Raw genomic sequence first — 18,570 nt, 5'->3', positions numbered from 1 at the left:
GCTGCAAGCTCAGGTCGATGGGACGGAGGCGTGGGCGGTTCCGTCTGCTTCGGCTGGCCGCGGTGTCGCATCACACTTGCACCGCCCCGGAGCGAACCCGCGGCCGCAGTTCGATCTCCTTCGGATGCGAGCTACGGGAGTACGCATCCTCCGGCGTGATCTGGCCGGCCATGATCAGCTCCGAGAGCGACTGCTCGAGAGTGATCATGCCTTCGCGCCGGCCGGTGACGAGTGCGTTGCGCAGCTGATGCGTCTTGCCCTCCTTGATCAGGTTGCGGATGCCGGCGTTCGCGACCATCACCTCGAACGCCGCCACCAGTCCGCCACCGACCCGCGGGATCAGCCGCTGATGTACGACGCCACTGAGCGCCGCGGCCAGCTGGACCCGTACCTGGGACTGCTGCTCCGGCGGGAAGACGTCGATGATGCGGGCCAGCGACTGCGCGGTGTCGTTGGTGTGCAGGGTCGCGAAGACCAGGTGGCCGGTCTCGGCGATGGTCAGCGCGAACCGGATCGACTCCAGGTCTCGCATCTCACCGACCAGCAGTACGTCGGGGTCCTCGCGCAGTGCGGCTCGTAGCGCATCCGGGAACGACGCCGTGTCGCTGCCGACCTCACGCTGGTTCACCGCGGACCGGCGGTGCTCATGCACGTACTCGATCGGGTCCTCGATAGTGATGATGTGGCAGGCCCGGTCGGTGTTGATCTGGTGGATGACCGACGCCAGCGTGGTCGACTTGCCGGATCCGGTCGGCCCGGTGACCAGGACCAGGCCCTGATGCAGCCGGGCGAATGTGCCGATCACCGGCGGCAGTCCCAGCTCCGACATCGTCGGGATGCTGCGCGGGATGACCCGCAGCGCGAGTGCGGTGTCTCCGCGCTGGGTGAACGCGTTCGCGCGGATCCGCGCGTTCTCCCGCCAGGAGAACGAGAAGTCGTGCTCGTACGTCGTCTGCCAGACATTCGAGCGGTGCGGGTTCAGGATCTCGGCAAGCATCGAATCGGTGTCCCGCCTGGTCAGCGGCGTCTTGTCCGCCACCGGGCGCAGGACACCGTGGACCCGCAGCTGTGGCGCCATTCCGACGGTGAGGAGCAGGTCGGTGCCACCGGCGTTCCAGAGTTCTTCGAGCAACAGATCCACCCGGCTGCCAGGCACGGGAATTCTCATGGGGTCCCTTCGGCATGATCGAACACGACGCCCCCGGACGCACCGGCCCTCCTCCGACCGGTGTGTCCGTGCAGGACCGGGTCAGGTGCAGGCGCCGGCGGCGGTGACCAGGCCGTTCACGCCGAGCGTGATGGTGTAGCCGTCACCGACCGGGCGGCTGCGCAGCAGCTGGTTGACGCCGACGGTGAGCTCCAGCCAGCCGGGGTCACCGGCGGGTGGATAGGTGCCGTTCTTCGCGTAGTACGCCTCGACGGCGACCTCGACGCTCTTCTTGTCGGTCTTGCACGCAGCCGCGTTGCCGCGGTCCTGGATGCCGGAGACCGCGAAGACGACGACCCCGGACAGCACGCCGAGGATGACGATCACGACGAGCAGCTCGATCAGGGTGAAGCCGGACTGGTTTCTGGTGCGGGTCCTCTGGTTGCGGGCACGGCGGACTGTTCGGGCGACGACGGCCCGAAGCGGGTAGTTCATTGCTGCTTCCTTTACAGATGCTCCGGCAAGCGACGGAGACGGGGTCTTCCAGGCGCGGCAGCAGCGAACGAGGACCTCGGCTCGACCCCTGTAAATCCAGCCGGATCCGCCCCACACATCCCCCCGGATGATGCTTTGCTGCCGCGTCAAAGACTCGCCTCTGCGAGCCCCGCGTCACAGCGGGTGAACGCCCGACGTCCCTGGCCACCCGACCGACACGTGTCGGTCGTTCGCCCGACAAAGCGTCAGGAATGGCGCAAGAGCGACCTGGTCGCGTCCCAGCCCTCCAGGCCCGGATCAAGACGTGCGATGTCAGCCGCCGAACGCAGCCGATGCCAGCCCGGGCCGATCGCGACGGCATGCCGACGAGGTTTGCGGGCTTCCAGGGCGGAAAGCGGCGTGTCGAACGTTGGAGCGATCTCCGCAACCCAGCCCGCGACCGGTGTCTTGGTCCCGATCGCCGCGAGCGTCCCGTCCTCGGCCGGAGTGACAGCGATGTCGGCGCTGCTGAGGGCCCGGAACAGCTTGCCGATCAGGAGCCCGGGCAGATCGGGTACGTCGTACGAGACGGCGACAACTGCCGCGGCCGGACCGGCCAGCTCGACCGCGTGCAGGACCGGGCGGGCGGCGTCGACGGCGTACGTCGGTGTGCCGGGCCAGGTCAGTGCGCTCACCTCTGCGACGGCGTCCTCATCTCCACCCGCAACGGCGACCGCCACCTCGACGCGGTCCAGCGCGGCGAGTACTTCGTACGTGTCCTCGGCCAGCGCCAGCCGCCATGCCTCGGGATCCCGCCCGGGCGGCGCCCAGGTCCCCGCGGCCGGTACGACGACAACCACAACGCGTCGGTCGAGAGCGTCTGGCTCGGTCATGCGGTGGCGCTTACGTCGTCATAGGTCTCGCGGGCTGCGTTGACCTGCGGCATGTGGGTCTCTGCCCAGGTTTTGATCGAGGCGATGAGTGGCATCAGCGTCTCGCCCAGTGGCGTGAGTTCGTAGTCGACGCGGACCGGGACGGACGGGGTGACCGAGCGGGTGAGGAGGCCGTCGCGTTCGAGGGAGCGGAGGGTCTGGGTCAGCATCTTCTGGCTGACGCCGGCGATGCGGCGGGACAGGTCGGAGTAGCGCTGCGGGCCATCGGCGAGGGCGGTGAGGATCAGCGTCACCCACTTGTCGCTGATGCGGTCGAGGAGTTGCCGGGCCGGGCAGCTCGCCAGGAACGCGTCGTACTCGCGCGCTGCTTCTTCGCGGAGCTGGGCGGCGGTGCGGGTGGGCATGGCTCTCCTCGTCGTGCGATAGGCACCCTGAAGTGCGTACTTCCCGATAGAGAGTAACTCTCCCACAGTGGTGTCCACACCCGAGAAACAAGGAGAGAGACGATATGCGCGCATTGGTCGCCCGCAGACTCGACGGGCCGGACGCGATCGAGCTGATCGAGACCGACGTACCCGAGCCCGCCGAGGGCCAGGTCCGGATCAAGGTGGCCGCCGCGGCGGTCAATCCGGTCGACCTGGCCGTCAGCGCGGGAGCTGCTGTAGAGGTCGGACTGACTGCCGCCCGGGAGCAGTTCGGTCTCGGCTGGGATGTCGCCGGGACTTTGGACGCCGTCGGACCCAACACCCAGGCACCGGCGGACGCCGTGGTCGGAGTCGCGGACTTGCTGGGGCGGAGCCTCAAGACGCACGCCGAGTACGTCGTGCTGGACCTGGATGCTGTCGTAGCCGCACCGGAGGGTCTGGAGCTGGTCAACGCAGCGACATTCGGGCTCAACGGTCTGACCGCAGTGCAAGCAGTCAGGCGGCTGGAGGGACAGACCGTGCTGGTGACCGGTGCGGCAGGCGGCGTGGGCGGGTACACCGTTGAGCTGGCGAAGCACCGTGGTCTGACAGTGATCGCCAGCGCCGGAGCACCTGACGAAGAGCTGGTACGGCGACTTGGCGCGGACCACTTCGTCGATCGGAACGAGGACCTGGCGGCAGCGGTACGACGGATCGTGCCGTCCGGCGTGGATGGGGTCGTGGACGCCGCCGTGGTCGGAATCGGCGCGCAGGAGGCCGTGCGCAACGGCGGCCGGCATGTGCACGTGCAACCAGGCCCCCGACCACCGCACCTACGCGGCATCACCGTGGAGCAGCAATTCATCCACACCAACCGACAGGACCTGGAAGAACTCGTCGGTCTCGTCGAGGCCGGCGTCCTCTCGACCCGTGTCGCCGACACCTACCGGCTCGAGGAGGCGGCGGTTGCCTACAAGCGTGTCGCTGCAGGAGGAGTCCGGGGCCGAGTCGTGCTGCTACCCCAGGGCTGAGTGGAGGCGCAGCGCCACCTGAAGGTCGAGCGAGCGGTCCGGAGACTGCCAGCCGTCGCCGAGCAGAGCGGTGACGCGGTCCAACCGTTGCTGGACGGTGTTCGGATGGATGTGCAGTGACGTCGCAGCGCGGGTCGGACTCTGGCCGGCCGCGAAGTACGCCTGAAGGGTGCCGATCAGGTCCGTACCGCGCTGCGTGTCGTAGTCGATGACCTGGCCGAGCACATGGTGCACATGGCTCCGTACGTCGACATCAGATGCGCCGACCAATCCAGCAACGCCGAGATCGTCAGGTGTCGCGGACTCGCTCGTGCGGCCGAGCCGGAGCATGGTGGCGACCAGCCGAGCGGCCTGGCGGTGGGCTTCGACCAGAGGCTCGCCCCAGGCCGCAGGGCCGGTCACAGCGATCGTCACACCGGCCCGCTTCGCCACCTCGGCCAGATCGCGTGCCGCAGCAGTAGGCGTCGTACGAGCGAACAGCAGCACCAGGTCGCCGCCGTACGGACCAGACAGCACCAGTCTGTCCTCCAGCGGTGCAGACAGCCGTGCGCGTACGGCGGAGTGGTCGCCGCGGCACACTGCTACGACAAGGCGGTCGTGGCGATGGTTCGGCGCAAGCAGCCGGAGCCGATCGGTCAGTGTGCGTGGATCGGCGCTCCCATTGAGTACGTCGGCGAGCAGATCGGCCTGTGCACGTTGGGATTGCTCAGCGGACTGGCGTCGGAACAGCAGAACCAGTGCGGTGACAACGGCAGCGCGTTCCACGATGCGTCGGTCCGCACCCGACAGGTCGTCGGCACCACCGATCACCAGCGCACCGAGCCTCTCACCCTTAGCGGTCGCTGCGACGACCCAGCAGTCACCGATGCGAGTCAGCCGACCGGACTCGGACTCCTGCCAGGGCACAGATCCAGGCACTGCTCCGGCGACGGCAAGTTCGTTGCCAGCAGCATCGACCAGGACGACCCACACGTCGAGCAACTCAGCCAGTGCAGCCGCGATGGCGTCCACATCGCCGCCCGACAACACGATGTCGGCGAAGCGGTCATGAGCGGCTGCAGCGTGTTCCACACCGGCGGCCGCTGCCGACAGCTGGTCAAGCGCAGCAGCTGTCTCGGCCGCCGCACGCACCTGGAGGATCGTCACCGCGGCCAGAGTGGCGAGCGAGCCGAGCAGCGACACCTCATCGCGACTGAATGGCCGCGCTGTCCGGTTGGACGCGAACAGTACGCCGACAAACGCTCCGTCGACGATCAGCGGCGTACCGCAGATCGCAACGAGCCCCTCCTCGCCCACTGCATCGTCGATCGGCATGGTGTGGCGGAAGCGTCGGTCGGACGGGTAGTCCGCGGTCCAGTACGGCTTGTACGTCTCCGCGACCAGACCGCCTAGTCCAGCGCCTAGCGGCAGCCGGAGTTGCTGGAAGGCGGCCGAGACGGAGCCGTCGGTCGCCCGCATGTACGTGTCGCCACGGGTCTCGTCGTAGAGCGTCAGGTACGCGACGTCCGTGCCGATCAGGGTGCGGGCGCGGTGGACGATGGTGTCGAGTACGCCGCCTGGATCGCGCGCCGACGCCAGTTCGCGCGCTACGTCGACCAGTGCGGACAGCTCCGCCTCGCGCTTCTTGCTGGCGTCCATGCCGGCCCGGATGCGCAGGGCGAGGTCGCGTGCCACCGCGTCCTCGCCCGCTGCCCGGGCCAGCTCGCTCCCGGGCGCATCCTCGGCCAGCAGCCGCAGAAGCTCCTCCATGGTTCTACAGGGTAGTGAGATCCCGGCGATGCGTTTCGGAGTACGACGTCACCGCGATCACCGAGATCACTGCGCACGCTGCGACGTACACGGCGATCGCATAGCCCGAGTCGTACGCCTTCAGCAGCGCTACCGCGATGAACGGCGCCAGACCGCCCGCGATGATCGATGCGAGCTGGTAGCCGACCGAGACACCGGAGTACCGCACCCGGGTGCCGAACAGCTCGGTGAACAAGGACGCCTGCGGTCCGTACATCGCACCGTGGAAGATCAGACCTACAGTCACGGCCAGAGTCGCCAGCGCGAAGTTGCGAGTGTCGATCAGCGCAATGAAGACGAACACCCAGATGCCAACGCCAACCGCACCGATCAGATAGACCGGCCGGCGACCGACGCGGTCCGACAGCGCACCCCACGCCGGGATGGCGAAGAAGTGGATGGCAGCGCCGATCAGTACGGCGTTCAGAGCGAAGGACTTGCCCATCCCGAGGTGTTCCTTCGCGTACGTCGCGATGACGATCGTGAAGATGTAGTAGCTGACGTTCTCCGCCATCCGCGCACCCATCGCGGTCAGCACCTCACGTGGGTACCGCGTGAGCACCTCCAGCAACGGCAGCTTGTCGGCCGGCTCCTGCTTCGCCCGGGCCTCCTGGAACACTGGCGACTCCTCGATCCGCAGCCGCACCCACAGCCCGACCAGCACGAGTACTGCGGACAGCAGGAACGGAATGCGCCAGCCCCACGCATTGAAGTCAGCGTCCGACTGGAACGCAGCCAGCCCGGCCAGTACGCCGTTCGCGATCAGCTGCCCCGCGGGCGCACCAGCCTGCGGCCACGACGCCCAGAAACCACGCCTGGCCGGGTCACCGTGCTCGGACACGATCAGTACGGCGCCACCCCACTCGCCGCCCAGCGCGAAGCCCTGGATGAGCCGCAGTACCGTCAGCAGGATCGGTGCGAGCGAGCCGACCTGCGCGTACGTCGGGAGCAGGCCGATGGCGAAGGTAGCGAGCCCCATCATCAGCAGCGACAGCACGAGCAGCTGCTTGCGTCCCAGCCGGTCACCGAAGTGCCCGAACACCACGCCGCCGATCGGCCGCGCGAAGAAGCCGACTGCGAACGTCGCGAAGCTCAGCAACGTCCCGCTGAGCTCCTCGCCCTTCGGGAAGAACAGATCGCCGAACACCACCGATGCGGCGACGCCGTACAGGAAGAAGTCGTACCACTCGACCGTCGTACCGACGAGACTCGCGCCCACCACCCGGACGATCGACGTACGGGTGCGGACCGGTTCTGTTGCTGTCATGGGCGGGCTCTCTCCTGAGTTAGTGGGCGGTCCAGCCGCCGTCGAGTACGAACGAGCTCCCCGTGATGGAGGCGGAGGCCGGGCCGCACAGCATGGCCACGAGCTCCGCCACTTCGGCCGGTTCGATCAGCCGCTTCACCGCGACCGGTTCGAGCAGCACCTTGTCGAGCACCTCTGACTCGGACAGGCCGTGCGTCGCGGCCTGGTCCGCCAGCTGTGCGGTGACCAGCGGCGTACGGACGTAGGCCGGGTTGACGCAGTTGCTGGTCACTCCATGCGCGGCGCCTTCCAGCGCGACGACCTTGCTGAGGCCCTCCAGCCCGTGCTTCGCCGCGACGTACGCCGCCTTGAACGGACTGGCCCGGAGCCCGTGGACCGAGCTGATGTTCACCACGCGGCCCCAGCCGGCGCCGTACATGTGCGGGAGCGTCTGGCGGATCAGGCGGAACGGCGCCTCGAGCATGAGCCGGACGATGTAGCTGAACCGCTCCGGCGGGAACTGCTCGACCGGTGCGACCTGCTGTACGCCGGCGTTGTTGACCAGGATGTCGATGTCGGTCGGCAGCTCGGACAGCCGCTCCAGGTCGGACAGGTCGGCGCTGATCGCCTCGACGCCGTCGAGCGCGTCGAGTCCGGCCCGGTCCAGGTCCACGGCGATCACGTGGACGCCGTCCGCGGCCAGCCGTTGGGCGCAGGCGGCGCCGATACCTGACGCGGCACCGGTGACGAGGGCTCGACGGGTCTCCATGGCCGACGACTGTAGAAATCGACGCCGCGGCACACTATGGGATCGCGGCACACAACCTGGCCGGATGATGTGGGGCGACACGCCACTTATCCACAGCCGTGCCTATCAAACCTGCAGCTGTCGATAGCGCGATCTATTGTTGAAACATGGTCGATATCGAACATCCGAAGAAGAAGGCCGCCGGTGTGCCCGCGGTGCTCTCGTCGTTCAAGTTCGGTTTCCGGGAGATGGGTCCCGCGCGGACCGGCAAGGTCTTTCTGAAGATGAACCAGGACGGCGGCTTCGACTGCCCGTCCTGCGCCTGGCCGGACCCCGACCACAAACGCAAGCACGCGGCCGAGTTCTGCGAGAACGGCGCCAAGGCGGTGGCCTGGGAGGCGACCCGCAAGCGGGTGCCGCGCGAGTTCTTCGCCGAGCATCCGGTCGAGGCGATGAACGAGATCTCCGAGTTCGACCTCGGCAAGCTCGGCCGGATCACCGAGCCGATGCTGCTCCGCGCCGGCGCGACCAACTACGAGCCGGTCGGCTGGGACGAGGCGTTCCAGGTCGTCGCACGCCATCTCAAGGCCCTGGTAGACCCCGACGACGCCGTCTTCTACACCTCAGGCCGGACCAGCAACGAGGCCGCGTTCCTCTACCAGCTCTTCGTCCGCGCCTACGGCACCAACAACCTGCCCGACTGCTCGAACATGTGCCACGAGTCTTCCGGTACGGCGCTGTCGCGGGTGATCGGCAGCGGTAAGGGCGCCGTCACGCTGGAGATGCTCGAAGAGGCCGAGCTGATCGTCGTCGTCGGGCAGAACCCGGGGACCAACGCGCCCCGGATGCTCAGCCACCTCGAGATCGCCAAGCGCAACGGCGGCGACATCGTCGCGGTCAACCCGCTGCCCGAGCCCGGCCTGATCAACTTCAAGAACCCGCAGGCTGCCCGCGGCTGGATCGGCAAGGGCACGAAGCTGGCCGACCAGTACCTGCAGATCCGGATCGGTGGCGACCAGGCGCTTTTCCTTGCCATCGGCCACCTTCTGCTCGAGGCCGAGGCGGCCAACCCGGGCACCGTGCTGGACAAGTCGTTCATCGACTCGCACACCAGCGGGTTCGACCTCTATGCCAAGCACAACACCGAGGTCGACTGGCCGGCGGTCGAGCAGGCGACCGGTCTGCGGCGGCCCGAGATCGAGGAGCTCACCCAGCGGTTCATCAAGTCCAAGGCGACGGTGATCTGCTGGGCGATGGGTCTGACCCAGCATCGCGAGGCGGTCGCGACGATCAGCGAGATCGTCAACGTCCTTCTCCTGCAGGGAAACATCGGTAAGCCGGGCGCCGGCCCGTGCCCGGTTCGCGGTCACTCGAATGTGCAGGGCGACCGCAGCATGGGCATCTGGGAGAAGATGCCGGAGACGTTCCTCGACAAGCTGGACTCCGAGTTCTCGTTCACCTCACCGCGGGAGCACGGCATCGACGCGGCGGAGACTGTGAAGCGGCTGCGGGATGGGGCCGTACGTGTGTTCGTCGGGATGGGCGGGAACTTCGCCTCCGCGACGCCGGATACCGAGGTCGTGCATCGCGGTCTGCGTGAGTGCGACCTGACCGTGCACGTGTCGACGAAGCTCAACCGGTCGCACACGATCACCGGCCGCGAGGCGCTGATCCTGCCGACACTCGGGCGGACCGACCACGACCACACCCCGGCAGGGCCGCAGTCGGTCACGGTCGAGGACTCGCAAGGCGCCGTACACCTCTCGACCGGGAACCTGATCCCGCCCGGGCCGGAGATGAAGTCGGAGATCGGCATCATCTGCGGGCTGGCGCAGGCCGTCGTACCTGACGTGGGGCAGATTCCGTGGGCCGACTTCGCGGACGACTACAGCCTGATCCGGCAGCGGATCGGGCGGGTCGCCGACGGGTACGAGGACTTCGAGGACCGCCTGCGGGCGAACGAGGGCGGGTTCCTGCTGGCGCATGCGGCGCGGGACAAGCGGGAGTTCAAGACGTCCGATTCGCGGGCTCAGTTCACTGCGAACGATCTGACCTGGTTGCCGACAGAGCCCGGCCGGCTGTTGCTGCAGACGATGCGCAGTCACGACCAGTTCAACACCACGATCTACGGCCTCGAGGACCGGTACCGCGGCATCAACGGAACGCGCGAGGTCGTCTTCGTGAACCCGGACGACCTGGCCGAGCTCGGCCTCCAGGACGGCACGTACGTCGACATCGTCAGCGAGTTCCGTGGTGTCGAGCGGCGGGCATCGCACTTCCGCTTGGTGTCGTACCCGACGGCTCGCGGTTGCGTGGCGGCGTACTACCCGGAGACGAACGTGCTGATGTCAGCCGACGATGTCGCGAAGGGCAGTAACACTCCCGTCGCGAAGGGCCTGACGGTCAGGCTGGAGCCAGTCGGTTCCTGAACCACGGCTGGAGTACTGCGAGTGCGAGCGCAACCGCTGCGCTTGTCAGCCAGAGTCCTGTCGGGCCGGCGTTCTCGAGGAGTTGGGTGACGGTGAGCGGGGCGATCGTGGTCGCGATACCCCAGCTCAGTCCGAAGACGGCCAGGTACCGGCCGCGGGCCTGGTCGGGGGCTAGGCCGGAAGCCTGTGTGAGGTAGCGGGTCAGGAGGAAGAGGTCGCCGAGGCTCCAGAGGATCGAGGCGATGACGAACAACGCCAGGTTGCCTGCGACGGCACAGACGACGAGCCCTGCGGCGAGCAGCACGTAGCCGATCGCGATGGATCGGAAGTCGTCGAGGTTCTGGACGCGGAGCAGGCGCTGCGCGGCGATCAGCGTGATCGCGGAGATGGCGAGGATGATGCCGATGCCGGACTTCGGCAGACCTTGTTCGACCAGCGTTAGTGGCAGTCCGATGATGATCTGCATGTAGATCGTTGCGAACACGGTGCCACCGGCAAGGAGCAGGAGCAGTCGACGGTCTCGCCAGACCGACACCTGCGAGCCGACCTCGACCGGCTGCTGCTGCAAGGGTCCTGAGGTCGCGCCCGCCGCAGACGCATCTCGTCCCAGTCGCGCGTCGGCCGGGAGGGCCAGCGCGACGAGTGCCGCGCAGGACAGACAGGTGATCGCGTCGGCGACGAACAGCCAGCGGAGGTCGCCATGGCTGATCGCCGCTGCCAGTAGCCCGGCCAGGACACCAGCCGCGGCGAGGGCTGCGCTGTAGAGGCCGTACGCCGCCGGACGATCGGCCGGCTCGGTGACGTCGGCGATCATCGCCTGGCTGGGCGGCTCGTAGATCTCGAACGCGAGGCCGAGCAGGATCGTGGCGAACACCGCCGACCACAGGATAGGGCTGAGTGCGATCCAGAGTTGGGCGATCGCACAGCCGGTCAGACCGAGGACGATCGTCCGGCGACGACCGAGGCGATCGGCCAGGTGACCGCCGAGCAACCGGGACGGGATCGTCGCGGCGCCGAACACCGCGAGGATCAGGCCGGTCTGACCGAGCGACGCACCGAACTCGACCGTGAGCACCACCCCGAGGAACGGGAGCGTGAACGCGCCGAGCTTGTTCACCGCGCGGGCGACGACCAGGATCCAGACGGTCCGAGACAGCCCGCGCCACGGCGCGGTCAGCGTGGCAACAGCACTCATCACAGCTCCATGACTGTCTAAACGGATATGATCGGTCACGCGAGAGCCTACGGAGAGGACCCATGACCGGTCAAGTGTCTTTTGATAGTCACGCCCGCAGTGTGCTGGCGGCGTCGGTCGAGTACGTGAACCGACTGACCCCCGGATACTCCGGTGGTGTCGCGTACGCCGCACCCGCCGACGACCCCGAGTCCGTCACAGCCGCGGTCGCCGACGCCCTGACCGCGATCGGCTATCCACCGCAGTCGGTCCCGGTCGACGACGCTCGCCGCCTCGTGGCACTGGCTCGCCGCATGCGCATCGTCTTCGAGTGCGCCGCCGCCGACGACCTCGACGCCGCCGCAACGGAGATCAACCAGCTCCTCCTCGACACGAATGCGCGCCCCCAACTCGACCGCGGCCGTGACCGCCCCTGGAGCCTCCACTTCCACGGCCCCGACGAACAACTCGCCAACGGCTGGGCGGCAGGCTGTGCCGCCGGCCTGGCCCTTGCCGTCGGCAGCGACCTGGCCGGCCGCCTCGGCGTTTGCGCCGCGCCCCAGTGCGACCGAGTCTTCGTCGACGTCTCCAAGAACGGCCAACGCCGCTTCTGCTCGCCCCAATGCCAGAGCCGCGTCAAAGCCGCCGCCCACCGCGCCCGCCAGAATCCTGCAAACACGAGCGGATCCGCCGAAAACTAGTTGCTATCGGCTACCAAGTTCGGAACCCGGCAGCGTTTCCAATGAGCGCTTGCGTCAAGTTTCCTTGGCTTTGCCCAACCGCTGGACCAGAACTGGCGATCGTCGTACCGTTCAGTCCGGTTGGGGGGAAATACAAATGCAGAACTGTGGTTCTTGTGGTGCGGGCAATCGGGCCGGCGCCACCTACTGCGGCACGTGTGGAGTGCCGCTTCCAGCGATTGACGAAACTGCGAGACCGTCCGGGGATTCACCACCGTCGGACGCCACGCGCTATTTGTGCGCGGCCGTGCAACTGGACAGCCGGCTCGCCAAGGAAGTCGTCCGCGACATCGTGGACGAGGAGTTCACTGCGCCACCGTCGTCACCGGACGTCGACCTGGTGCCGGTCATGCTGCACGCGGTCGCGGCCCGGAAACGCCAACTGATCCGCGATCTCCTGCTCACGCTGCTGGTCTGCACTGCCGTGTGGGGCTTGTACAGCTCGAGGTACATCGCGGTGCTGCTGGCGCTCGCGCTGTGCTGGGTGGTCGTCGTCGGCGAGACCCTGGTCGCGACGTACGGCGTGGTCGCGCACGATCTCCGGCCGGGCCGGTTCCAGCCGGACGCGATGTCGCCGCCGGGCAACAGCAAACTCGGTCGACGCCTGAAGCAGGTCGCGGCGGCTGGTCAGGGGAATGTCAGCGTCTACAGCGGCTACACGCCGTTCGTCGGCTGCGGGATCACTCTCAATTCCTGGTCGTTCGCGCTCGACACGCACCAAGCGGCCGCGGGGCGGATCGCCGAGTCGTTCAGCGCGTTGGAGATCCACGACTTCGTCCAGGAGCAGTTGCGGGACCTGCGCACGGGCAAGGTCACGATGTCGGACCGCGTCTTCGTCGACGGCCGCGACATCCGCGGTGATCGCCGGTTCCTGCCGGACCAGCTCGGCGTACCGAGGCCGGCTGTCGATCGCTCGCTCGTCCGCAGCCTGACACTGGAGCCCGAGGACCAGGCGCGTCCGTACCTGACGATCCAGTCGAGCGGCTGGCGCGGTCAGCTCGTCCTGTCGACGTTCCTGCGATTTGTCGTGACGCCGCAGGAGTTGTTCATGGAGGTCAGCCACTGCCTGCTGGCACCGGTACGTGACGAGTTCCAGGAGGTGGACAGGCTGCTGCCGCAGCCGACCCTGCGGCAGGCGATCCGGATCGGCGGGCGGGCGTTGCGACGTACGCCGGGGCATGTACTGCGTGCTCCGTTCGCGATCGCGGCTCATCTGCTCAGCCCCGTGACGGCCGCGCTCCAGCGGTCGAGGCAGCGGCGGGAGATCTTCAGCTCGCTCCGGTTCAACTACGGCGCCGCTAGGAGCCCGCGGGAAACGGCCAGCGACAGCCGGTACCAGCGGTACTTCCAGCAGCTCGACAACGACCTGTACACCAAGGTGATCGAGCGTCGGCTGCTCCAGTCGTTGAACAGGTTCCTCGAGTCCAAGGGGATCGACACCGCCGAGCTGAGCCAGCACCGGACCACGATCGAGAACCACGGCGTGTACGTCGCCGACGGCGGCACCGTGAAAGCCGAGAGCCTTGCGGTCGGGACCGGTGCCCGCGCGAGCTCCGTTCTGATGAGAGTCGCCAACGCAGCCAAGCAGGGCGTCAACGACGCCGCTGGAAGGAACTGAGCACTGATGGAGAAGAACTACGGAATCCGGGTCTCCGGTGGGAGCGTCACCGCCGGTGCGATGGCTGCCGGCGAAGGCGCCACCGCGACGAACGTCTCCGCGGTGTCCGCCGGGTCGCTCGCGGACGCGCGCGCCGGGATGTCCCAGCTCCTCGAACTGCTGCACGCGCAGTCCGAGCGGCTGGAGCGGCCCGACGACACGATCGCCATGGCCGAGCTGGCCGAACACGAGCTGGCCAAGGACGAGCCCGACAAGAACTCGGTACTGCGCCTGCTGGAGCTGATCGCGTCCGGCGCCAAGTCGATCGCCACGATCGGCGGCGCGGTGACCGTCGTACAGCAGGCGGTTGCCGCGATCTTCTGACTGTCCGGGGGGACACTGCAATGCCTGCTTACTGCACATCCTGCGGCACGCGTCGAGCAGAGGGGGACGAGGTCTGCTCGCACTGCGAGGCTGCTTTCAAGGACACCGACGAAACACGGTCGGCCGATGGTCCGCCCGGACACGGGACGAACTGGTTCGTCGGTCTCACCATGGTTCTCGCGGTGGTCGTGACCGGTGGGATCCTCGGCATCGACGCGCTGGTCGGACGAGCTACGGCGGCCGCCTCTGATCAGGTCCTGCAGAACCAGTGGCTCACACCCGACGGCTACATCACGTCGGGTCCGCAACCGGCGGAGGAGACTCCGAGCGACCCATGGGTGCCGCCGGCAACGGAGGACGAGACGAGCGAGCCTGTGCCGATCGAGACGACTCCCACTCCTGAGGTGGGGAACGAGTTGATCGCCGTTGATCCCGCGGCCGCGGAGGAACCGGCCGCGGCCGATGTCGTCCGGCTGCTGACGTCGTACTTCACCGCTATCAACAACCACGACTACGACAGCTACCAGGTGCTCCTCACTCCGGCTGCGCTGGCGACGCAGACCCGCAAACAGTTCACGAACGGCTTCCGCTCGACCTTGGACTCGGAGATCACGCTGCTCGGACTGAGCACCGCAACCGACGGCCGGCTACTGGCCCAGGTCTCCTTCGTCAGCAGGCAGAACGCGATCGACGGACCTGACGGACAGACCTGCACCCGCTGGACCGTCGGCAAGTTCCTCGAGGGTCAAGGCACCGACCTCCTGATCGGCAAGGCGCTCTCCGGCCACGCCAGCCACACGTCCTGTTGACAGCGCAACGGCGCCCCACCCGGATGGATTTCGGGTGGGGCGCCGGGCTGGGGTCAGCCGACCGGGGTCAGTTCGCGCTCTTCCTCCGGGGCGGGCGGGGTGGAGGCGTGCTTGGCGGGCTTGGGGCGGAGCCACTTGGGGGCCCACCAGTTGGCGTCGCCCAGCAGGATCATCACGCTGGGGAGGACGACTGCGCGGATGATCGTTGCGTCGATCAGGATCGCGACCGCGAGGCCGACTCCGAGCTGCTTCATGTCCAGCGTGCTCAGCGTCGCGAAGACCGCGAACACGCCGATCATCACCGCCGCCGCGCTGGTCACCACGCCGGCCGAGCCGGTGATGCCCTCGGCAACGGCCTGCCTGGTCGGGACGCCCCGCAGTACCGCCTCGCGGATCCGGCTGACGACGAACACGTGGTAGTCCATCGACAGACCGAACAGCACCACGAAGAGGAACAGTGGCAGCCAGCTGACGACCGCGCCGTTCGACCGGAAGTGCAGCAGCCCTTCGGCCCACGTGTTCTGGAAGACCGCGGTGACGACGCCGTACGCCGCTCCCGCGCTCAGCAGGTTGAGTCCGATCGCGGTGACCGCGACGACCACCGAGCGGAACGTCACCATCATCACGATCATCGTCAGCAGCAGGACGAACCCGATCACCAGCGGCAGCTTGTCCCGGGTGTGCGCCGCATAGTCGACGTCCGCGGCGACGAACCCACCGACGGCGTACTCGACACCCGGCACCTTGCCGACCGTCTCCGGCATCAGTTCCTTGCGCAGCTTGGTCAGCGAGTCACGCGCCTGCTGGCTACCACCCTCGTACGGCGTGGCGACCTCGAGCGTCGTGACCGTGCCGTCCTTGGAGACACGCGGCTCCTCGAGACCATCCGACGCGAACAGCTTGTCGTCCTTGGTGCGCTGCATCAGATCTGCCAGCGCAGCCTTGACCGCCGGTGCCTGGTTGGCCGGCGCCCGTACGGCGACCTCGTGGCTCGTACCCGTGCTCGGGAACGCCGCCGTCAGCCGGTCGTACGCCTTCATCACCGACGTCGTCCGGGGCAGGTCCTCCGTGCCCGGGAACTTCAGCTGCATCCCCAGCGCCGGCGACGCGACCGCGAGCAGCGCGGTGACAGCGACGAGCAGCGTGGCGATCGGGTGCTTCAGCGCCGGCTTCAGCACGGTCGGCCAGAACCGCGGCTGACCCTTCGACGCCGTCAACCGCCACACGAGCGGGATCCGCGGGCGATCGACCCACCGACCGAGCTTCGCCAGTACGGCGGGCAGCACGGTGAGCGAACCGACGACGGCAACCGCGACGACGAGGATCGAACCGACCGCGAACGACGAGAAGACCGCATCGCGAGCGAGGAACAAGCCCGCCATCGAGATGATGACCGCCGTACCCGAGACGACGACCGCATGCCCGGAGGTCGCCGCGGCGATCTCGACCGCGTCGACATGACCGCGGCCCTTGGCGCGCTCCTCGCGTTCACGGCGGAGGTAGAAGAGTGAGTAGTCGACGCCGACCGCCATACCGATCAGCAGGATCACGCTGTTGACCGCGTCGACCGCGGGTACGAGCTGTGATGCCGCCGCCGCTAAGCCGATCGCTGCGGCTACTGCGGACAGCGCGAGCAGCAGCGGCACCGAAGCGGCGATCAGTGCACCGAACGCGATCAAGAGGATCGCCAGCGTCACCGGCAGGCTGAACATCTCGGCCCGCTTGAAGTCCTTGCCCAGCGTCTCGTTGAGCGCCTTGTCGATCGACAGTCCACCGACCTCTTCGACCCGGAGGTTCGGGTACTGCTGCTGGACCTGGGCGGTCGTGTCGAGCAACGGCTGAACGCGGGCGTCACCGTCACCGTCCTTGAGGGTGACCCTCACGATGACCGCGTCCTTGTTCGGCGACGGCATCGGCTGCGCGACCTCCGCGACCCCACCGAGGGCGCGCATGCGCTGGATGACGACGCCGGCGGCCTTGTTCGCCGCGGCCTGGTCGAGCTGTCCGGACGGCGCCGTGATCAGCACGCTCTCCACGTCCGGGTCGTCGAAGTTGCCGGACTTGACGATGTTGTCCGCCCGGGTCACCTCGCCGATGTCGCCCTCGTTCTTCGACTCCTTGGTACCGGTGATCGAGCCGAGCGCGAAACACGCGACCACGACGACAACCCACATCCCGATCGCCCGCCACGGATGGGTGGCACTCCAGCGTGCCGCCCGTACCGTGATCTGTCCCCTGGCCATGTTTCCCTGCCCCTCTGCGCCCCCTCGGGCACCCCACCCAGCGCTCCTGGCGTGACGCTGGCTACGGGCAAAAGCCTGACCGGCCGGGGCAGGTCGCGGCCATGGAGGAAGCCACCCAGTCGACCCTGGTGCTAGCCCTACCCCACCCTTTCCCGTACGCCGTACGAGCCTGGGCGATCAGAAGTCCTCGAGGTTGAGCGAGGAGGCGGCCGAAACGCCCTCCAGATACCCCTCGGCGCGCTCGGCCTTCGGGTAGCGGTGGACCAGGTCCCAGAAGGTGGCGTTGTGGGTCGGCTCGATCAGGTGAGCCAGCTCGTGGACCAGCACGTAGTCGACGACCCAGCCCGGCATCGACTGCAACCGAGTGGACAAACGGATCGATCTGTCCGCCGGAGTGCAGGATCCCCACCGTCTGTTTTGGTTCGAAACCCACCGCACAGATGCAGGTTCGGGCACTTCTGGGAGGTGGCGACACGCGAGTTCGTGTGCTCTGGCCAACAATTTTTCGTCCGACACGCGCGATCGGCTGCGCTGCTTCTCGAGTCGCGCCAGCATGGTCTCGACCCAGCGCGCCTCCTCCACGGCGGACAGCCGGTCGGGCATCAGCACGACCACCCGCTCGCCGTCCCGGTACGCGCTGACCGTGCGCTTGCGGCGCTTGCTGCGCCGGATATCCACATACGGCGGGATCGGGCGCGGTGGGGAGTCGGCCATGGCTCAAAAATGTACCCCCCGAATCCGACAACTTTCTTCGGTCCACATCCTGTGCATCGGCGTTTCCGCAGGTCAGACGCCAGATCTTGAACCCTCCGACCCACGTTGTTCACATCGTGTTCCCCCGCCCGTCCACAGCGTCGCGCGGCGCGCCCCACAGGTTGCGCACAGAGTTATCCACAGGGGTGGACAACGCGGGCTTGCCTGCGCGGCCGTCGCCTCTTAGCGTCATCTGCAACAGGCTCCCGGACCGCCTCCGGGGCCGCTCGGAGGGGAAGCCGAGCTGCTCCGGAGGCGGATCACCGGGAGCCTGTTCTATGCCGGCGAAAGTTTCGGTAAGGGCTTTCCTCGGGGGATTCGGGCGGCGCGCGGACCGTGAGGTGCGCTTGAGCCTGAGCCAGGAGGCCGTAGGGTGAATCCCGACTGGGCCGCACGGCCTACGGCAGGACGGTCTGCCGTTCAGCATCCAACGACTGCCCGGGGCGAGACCCCGGGCTGGAATTCAAGCAAGGAGAGGGCCCTCATGGCAGAGACCTGGAGCGGCGAGTTCTACTGCGTCAAGTGCAAGGCCAAGCGCACCGCCGACGGCGAGGTCAAGGTCAACGACAAGGGCACGCGCATGGCGAAGGCCAAGTGCCCCGAGTGCGGTACGAACCTGAACCGGATCCTCGGCAAGGCCTGACGCACCAGCTCGTAGGGGCGGTGTCCGGCACGATGTCTGTGCCGGGCACCGCCCCTGGTTCGTCCCG

General features: G+C 67.7%; 17 protein-coding genes. 7 read left to right on the top strand and 10 right to left on the bottom strand.

The window, feature by feature from the left end; genetic code table 11:
* Positions 1–70: 70 nt before the first annotated feature.
* The 4 genes from ACFWUU_RS24740 to ACFWUU_RS24725 form a co-directional block, all read right to left on the bottom strand.
* Complete coding sequence (locus ACFWUU_RS24740) at positions 71–1,168, bottom strand: type IV pilus twitching motility protein PilT (protein WP_380178597.1); 1,098 nt, start codon at positions 1,166–1,168, stop codon at positions 71–73.
* Positions 1,169–1,249: 81 nt separating this feature from the next.
* Positions 1,250–1,642 carry a type II secretion system protein gene (locus ACFWUU_RS24735; RefSeq protein WP_380178595.1) on the bottom strand — a complete coding sequence of 131 codons (393 nt, stop codon included), beginning with the start codon at positions 1,640–1,642 and terminating at the stop codon, positions 1,250–1,252.
* A 245-nt stretch (positions 1,643–1,887) separates the two neighbouring features.
* Positions 1,888–2,514 carry a DUF2064 domain-containing protein gene (locus ACFWUU_RS24730; protein WP_380178593.1) on the bottom strand — a complete coding sequence of 209 codons (627 nt, stop codon included), beginning with the start codon at positions 2,512–2,514 and terminating at the stop codon, positions 1,888–1,890.
* Positions 2,511–2,918 carry a helix-turn-helix domain-containing protein gene (locus ACFWUU_RS24725; protein WP_137258173.1) on the bottom strand — a complete coding sequence of 136 codons (408 nt, stop codon included), beginning with the start codon at positions 2,916–2,918 and terminating at the stop codon, positions 2,511–2,513. The genes ACFWUU_RS24730 and ACFWUU_RS24725 overlap by 4 nt, the downstream gene beginning before the upstream one ends.
* 104 nt (positions 2,919–3,022) lie before the next feature.
* Between ACFWUU_RS24725 and ACFWUU_RS24720 the strand changes: the two genes are divergently transcribed.
* On the top strand, positions 3,023–3,949 hold the full coding sequence (locus ACFWUU_RS24720; RefSeq protein ID WP_380178591.1) for an NADP-dependent oxidoreductase: 927 nt from the start codon (positions 3,023–3,025) through the stop codon (positions 3,947–3,949).
* On the opposite strand, the gene ACFWUU_RS24715 is transcribed toward ACFWUU_RS24720, so the two are convergent.
* Genes ACFWUU_RS24715 through ACFWUU_RS24705 form a run of 3 tightly spaced genes read right to left on the bottom strand, consistent with a single transcriptional unit; the run spans position 3,935 to position 7,752 of the window.
* Complete coding sequence (locus ACFWUU_RS24715; RefSeq protein ID WP_380178589.1) at positions 3,935–5,698, bottom strand: helix-turn-helix domain-containing protein; 1,764 nt, start codon at positions 5,696–5,698, stop codon at positions 3,935–3,937. The two genes, ACFWUU_RS24720 and ACFWUU_RS24715, sit on opposite strands and share 15 nt — an antisense overlap.
* Positions 5,699–5,702: 4 nt before the next feature.
* The gene (locus tag ACFWUU_RS24710) at positions 5,703–7,004 is read right to left on the bottom strand and encodes an MFS transporter (protein WP_380178587.1); all 1,302 of its coding nucleotides are present in this window, start codon (positions 7,002–7,004) and stop codon (positions 5,703–5,705) included.
* Positions 7,005–7,023: 19 nt separating this feature from the next.
* Positions 7,024–7,752: a 3-hydroxybutyrate dehydrogenase gene (locus tag ACFWUU_RS24705; protein WP_380178585.1), complete on the bottom strand. Its 729-nt coding sequence runs from the start codon at positions 7,750–7,752 to the stop codon at positions 7,024–7,026.
* Between the two features lie 146 nt (positions 7,753–7,898).
* Between ACFWUU_RS24705 and ACFWUU_RS24700 the strand changes: the two genes are divergently transcribed.
* Positions 7,899–10,160 carry an FdhF/YdeP family oxidoreductase gene (locus tag ACFWUU_RS24700; RefSeq protein ID WP_380178583.1) on the top strand — a complete coding sequence of 754 codons (2,262 nt, stop codon included), beginning with the start codon at positions 7,899–7,901 and terminating at the stop codon, positions 10,158–10,160.
* On the opposite strand, the gene ACFWUU_RS24695 is transcribed toward ACFWUU_RS24700, so the two are convergent.
* A complete protein-coding gene (locus ACFWUU_RS24695) occupies positions 10,135–11,355 on the bottom strand; it encodes an MFS transporter (RefSeq protein WP_380178581.1) in 1,221 nt (406 codons plus the stop codon). The genes ACFWUU_RS24700 and ACFWUU_RS24695 overlap by 26 nt on opposite strands.
* A gap of 62 nt (positions 11,356–11,417) precedes the next feature.
* On the opposite strand from ACFWUU_RS24695, the gene ACFWUU_RS24690 reads away from it, so the two are divergent.
* The 4 genes from ACFWUU_RS24690 (at position 11,418) to ACFWUU_RS24675 (ending at position 14,864) form a co-directional block, all read left to right on the top strand.
* Positions 11,418–12,035: a CGNR zinc finger domain-containing protein gene (locus tag ACFWUU_RS24690; protein WP_380178579.1), complete on the top strand. Its 618-nt coding sequence runs from the start codon at positions 11,418–11,420 to the stop codon at positions 12,033–12,035.
* 286 nt (positions 12,036–12,321) lie between these two features.
* Positions 12,322–13,692 (top strand): hypothetical protein, encoded by a 1,371-nt coding sequence (locus ACFWUU_RS24685; RefSeq protein WP_380178577.1) that lies wholly within the window; start codon positions 12,322–12,324, stop codon positions 13,690–13,692.
* 6 nt (positions 13,693–13,698) lie between these two features.
* Positions 13,699–14,055, top strand: coding sequence for a hypothetical protein (locus tag ACFWUU_RS24680; protein ID WP_380178575.1), 357 nt, complete (start codon positions 13,699–13,701; stop codon positions 14,053–14,055).
* 170 nt (positions 14,056–14,225) lie between these two features.
* The gene (locus tag ACFWUU_RS24675) at positions 14,226–14,864 is read left to right on the top strand and encodes a hypothetical protein (RefSeq protein ID WP_380178573.1); all 639 of its coding nucleotides are present in this window, start codon (positions 14,226–14,228) and stop codon (positions 14,862–14,864) included.
* Between the two features lie 53 nt (positions 14,865–14,917).
* Here ACFWUU_RS24675 and ACFWUU_RS24670 read toward each other — a convergent pair whose 3' ends face one another.
* Both ACFWUU_RS24670 and ACFWUU_RS24665 read right to left on the bottom strand, forming a co-directional pair.
* A complete protein-coding gene (locus ACFWUU_RS24670; protein ID WP_380178571.1) occupies positions 14,918–17,107 on the bottom strand; it encodes an MMPL family transporter in 2,190 nt (729 codons plus the stop codon).
* 177 nt (positions 17,108–17,284) lie between these two features.
* Positions 17,285–17,821 (bottom strand): M48 family metallopeptidase, encoded by a 537-nt coding sequence (locus tag ACFWUU_RS24665; RefSeq protein ID WP_137258184.1) that lies wholly within the window; start codon positions 17,819–17,821, stop codon positions 17,285–17,287.
* A gap of 523 nt (positions 17,822–18,344) precedes the next feature.
* Between ACFWUU_RS24665 and ACFWUU_RS24660 the strand changes: the two genes are divergently transcribed.
* A complete protein-coding gene (locus tag ACFWUU_RS24660; RefSeq protein ID WP_012922897.1) occupies positions 18,345–18,503 on the top strand; it encodes a DUF5679 domain-containing protein in 159 nt (52 codons plus the stop codon).
* Positions 18,504–18,570 lie beyond the last annotated feature (67 nt).

The sequence above is a fragment of the Kribbella sp. NPDC058693 genome, assembly GCF_042715335.1.
GTDB lineage: Bacteria > Actinomycetota > Actinomycetes > Propionibacteriales > Kribbellaceae > Kribbella > Kribbella jiaozuonensis.
The sequence above is the reverse complement of the archived record's forward strand: the minus strand, read 5'-3'. Positions and strand labels throughout refer to the sequence as shown.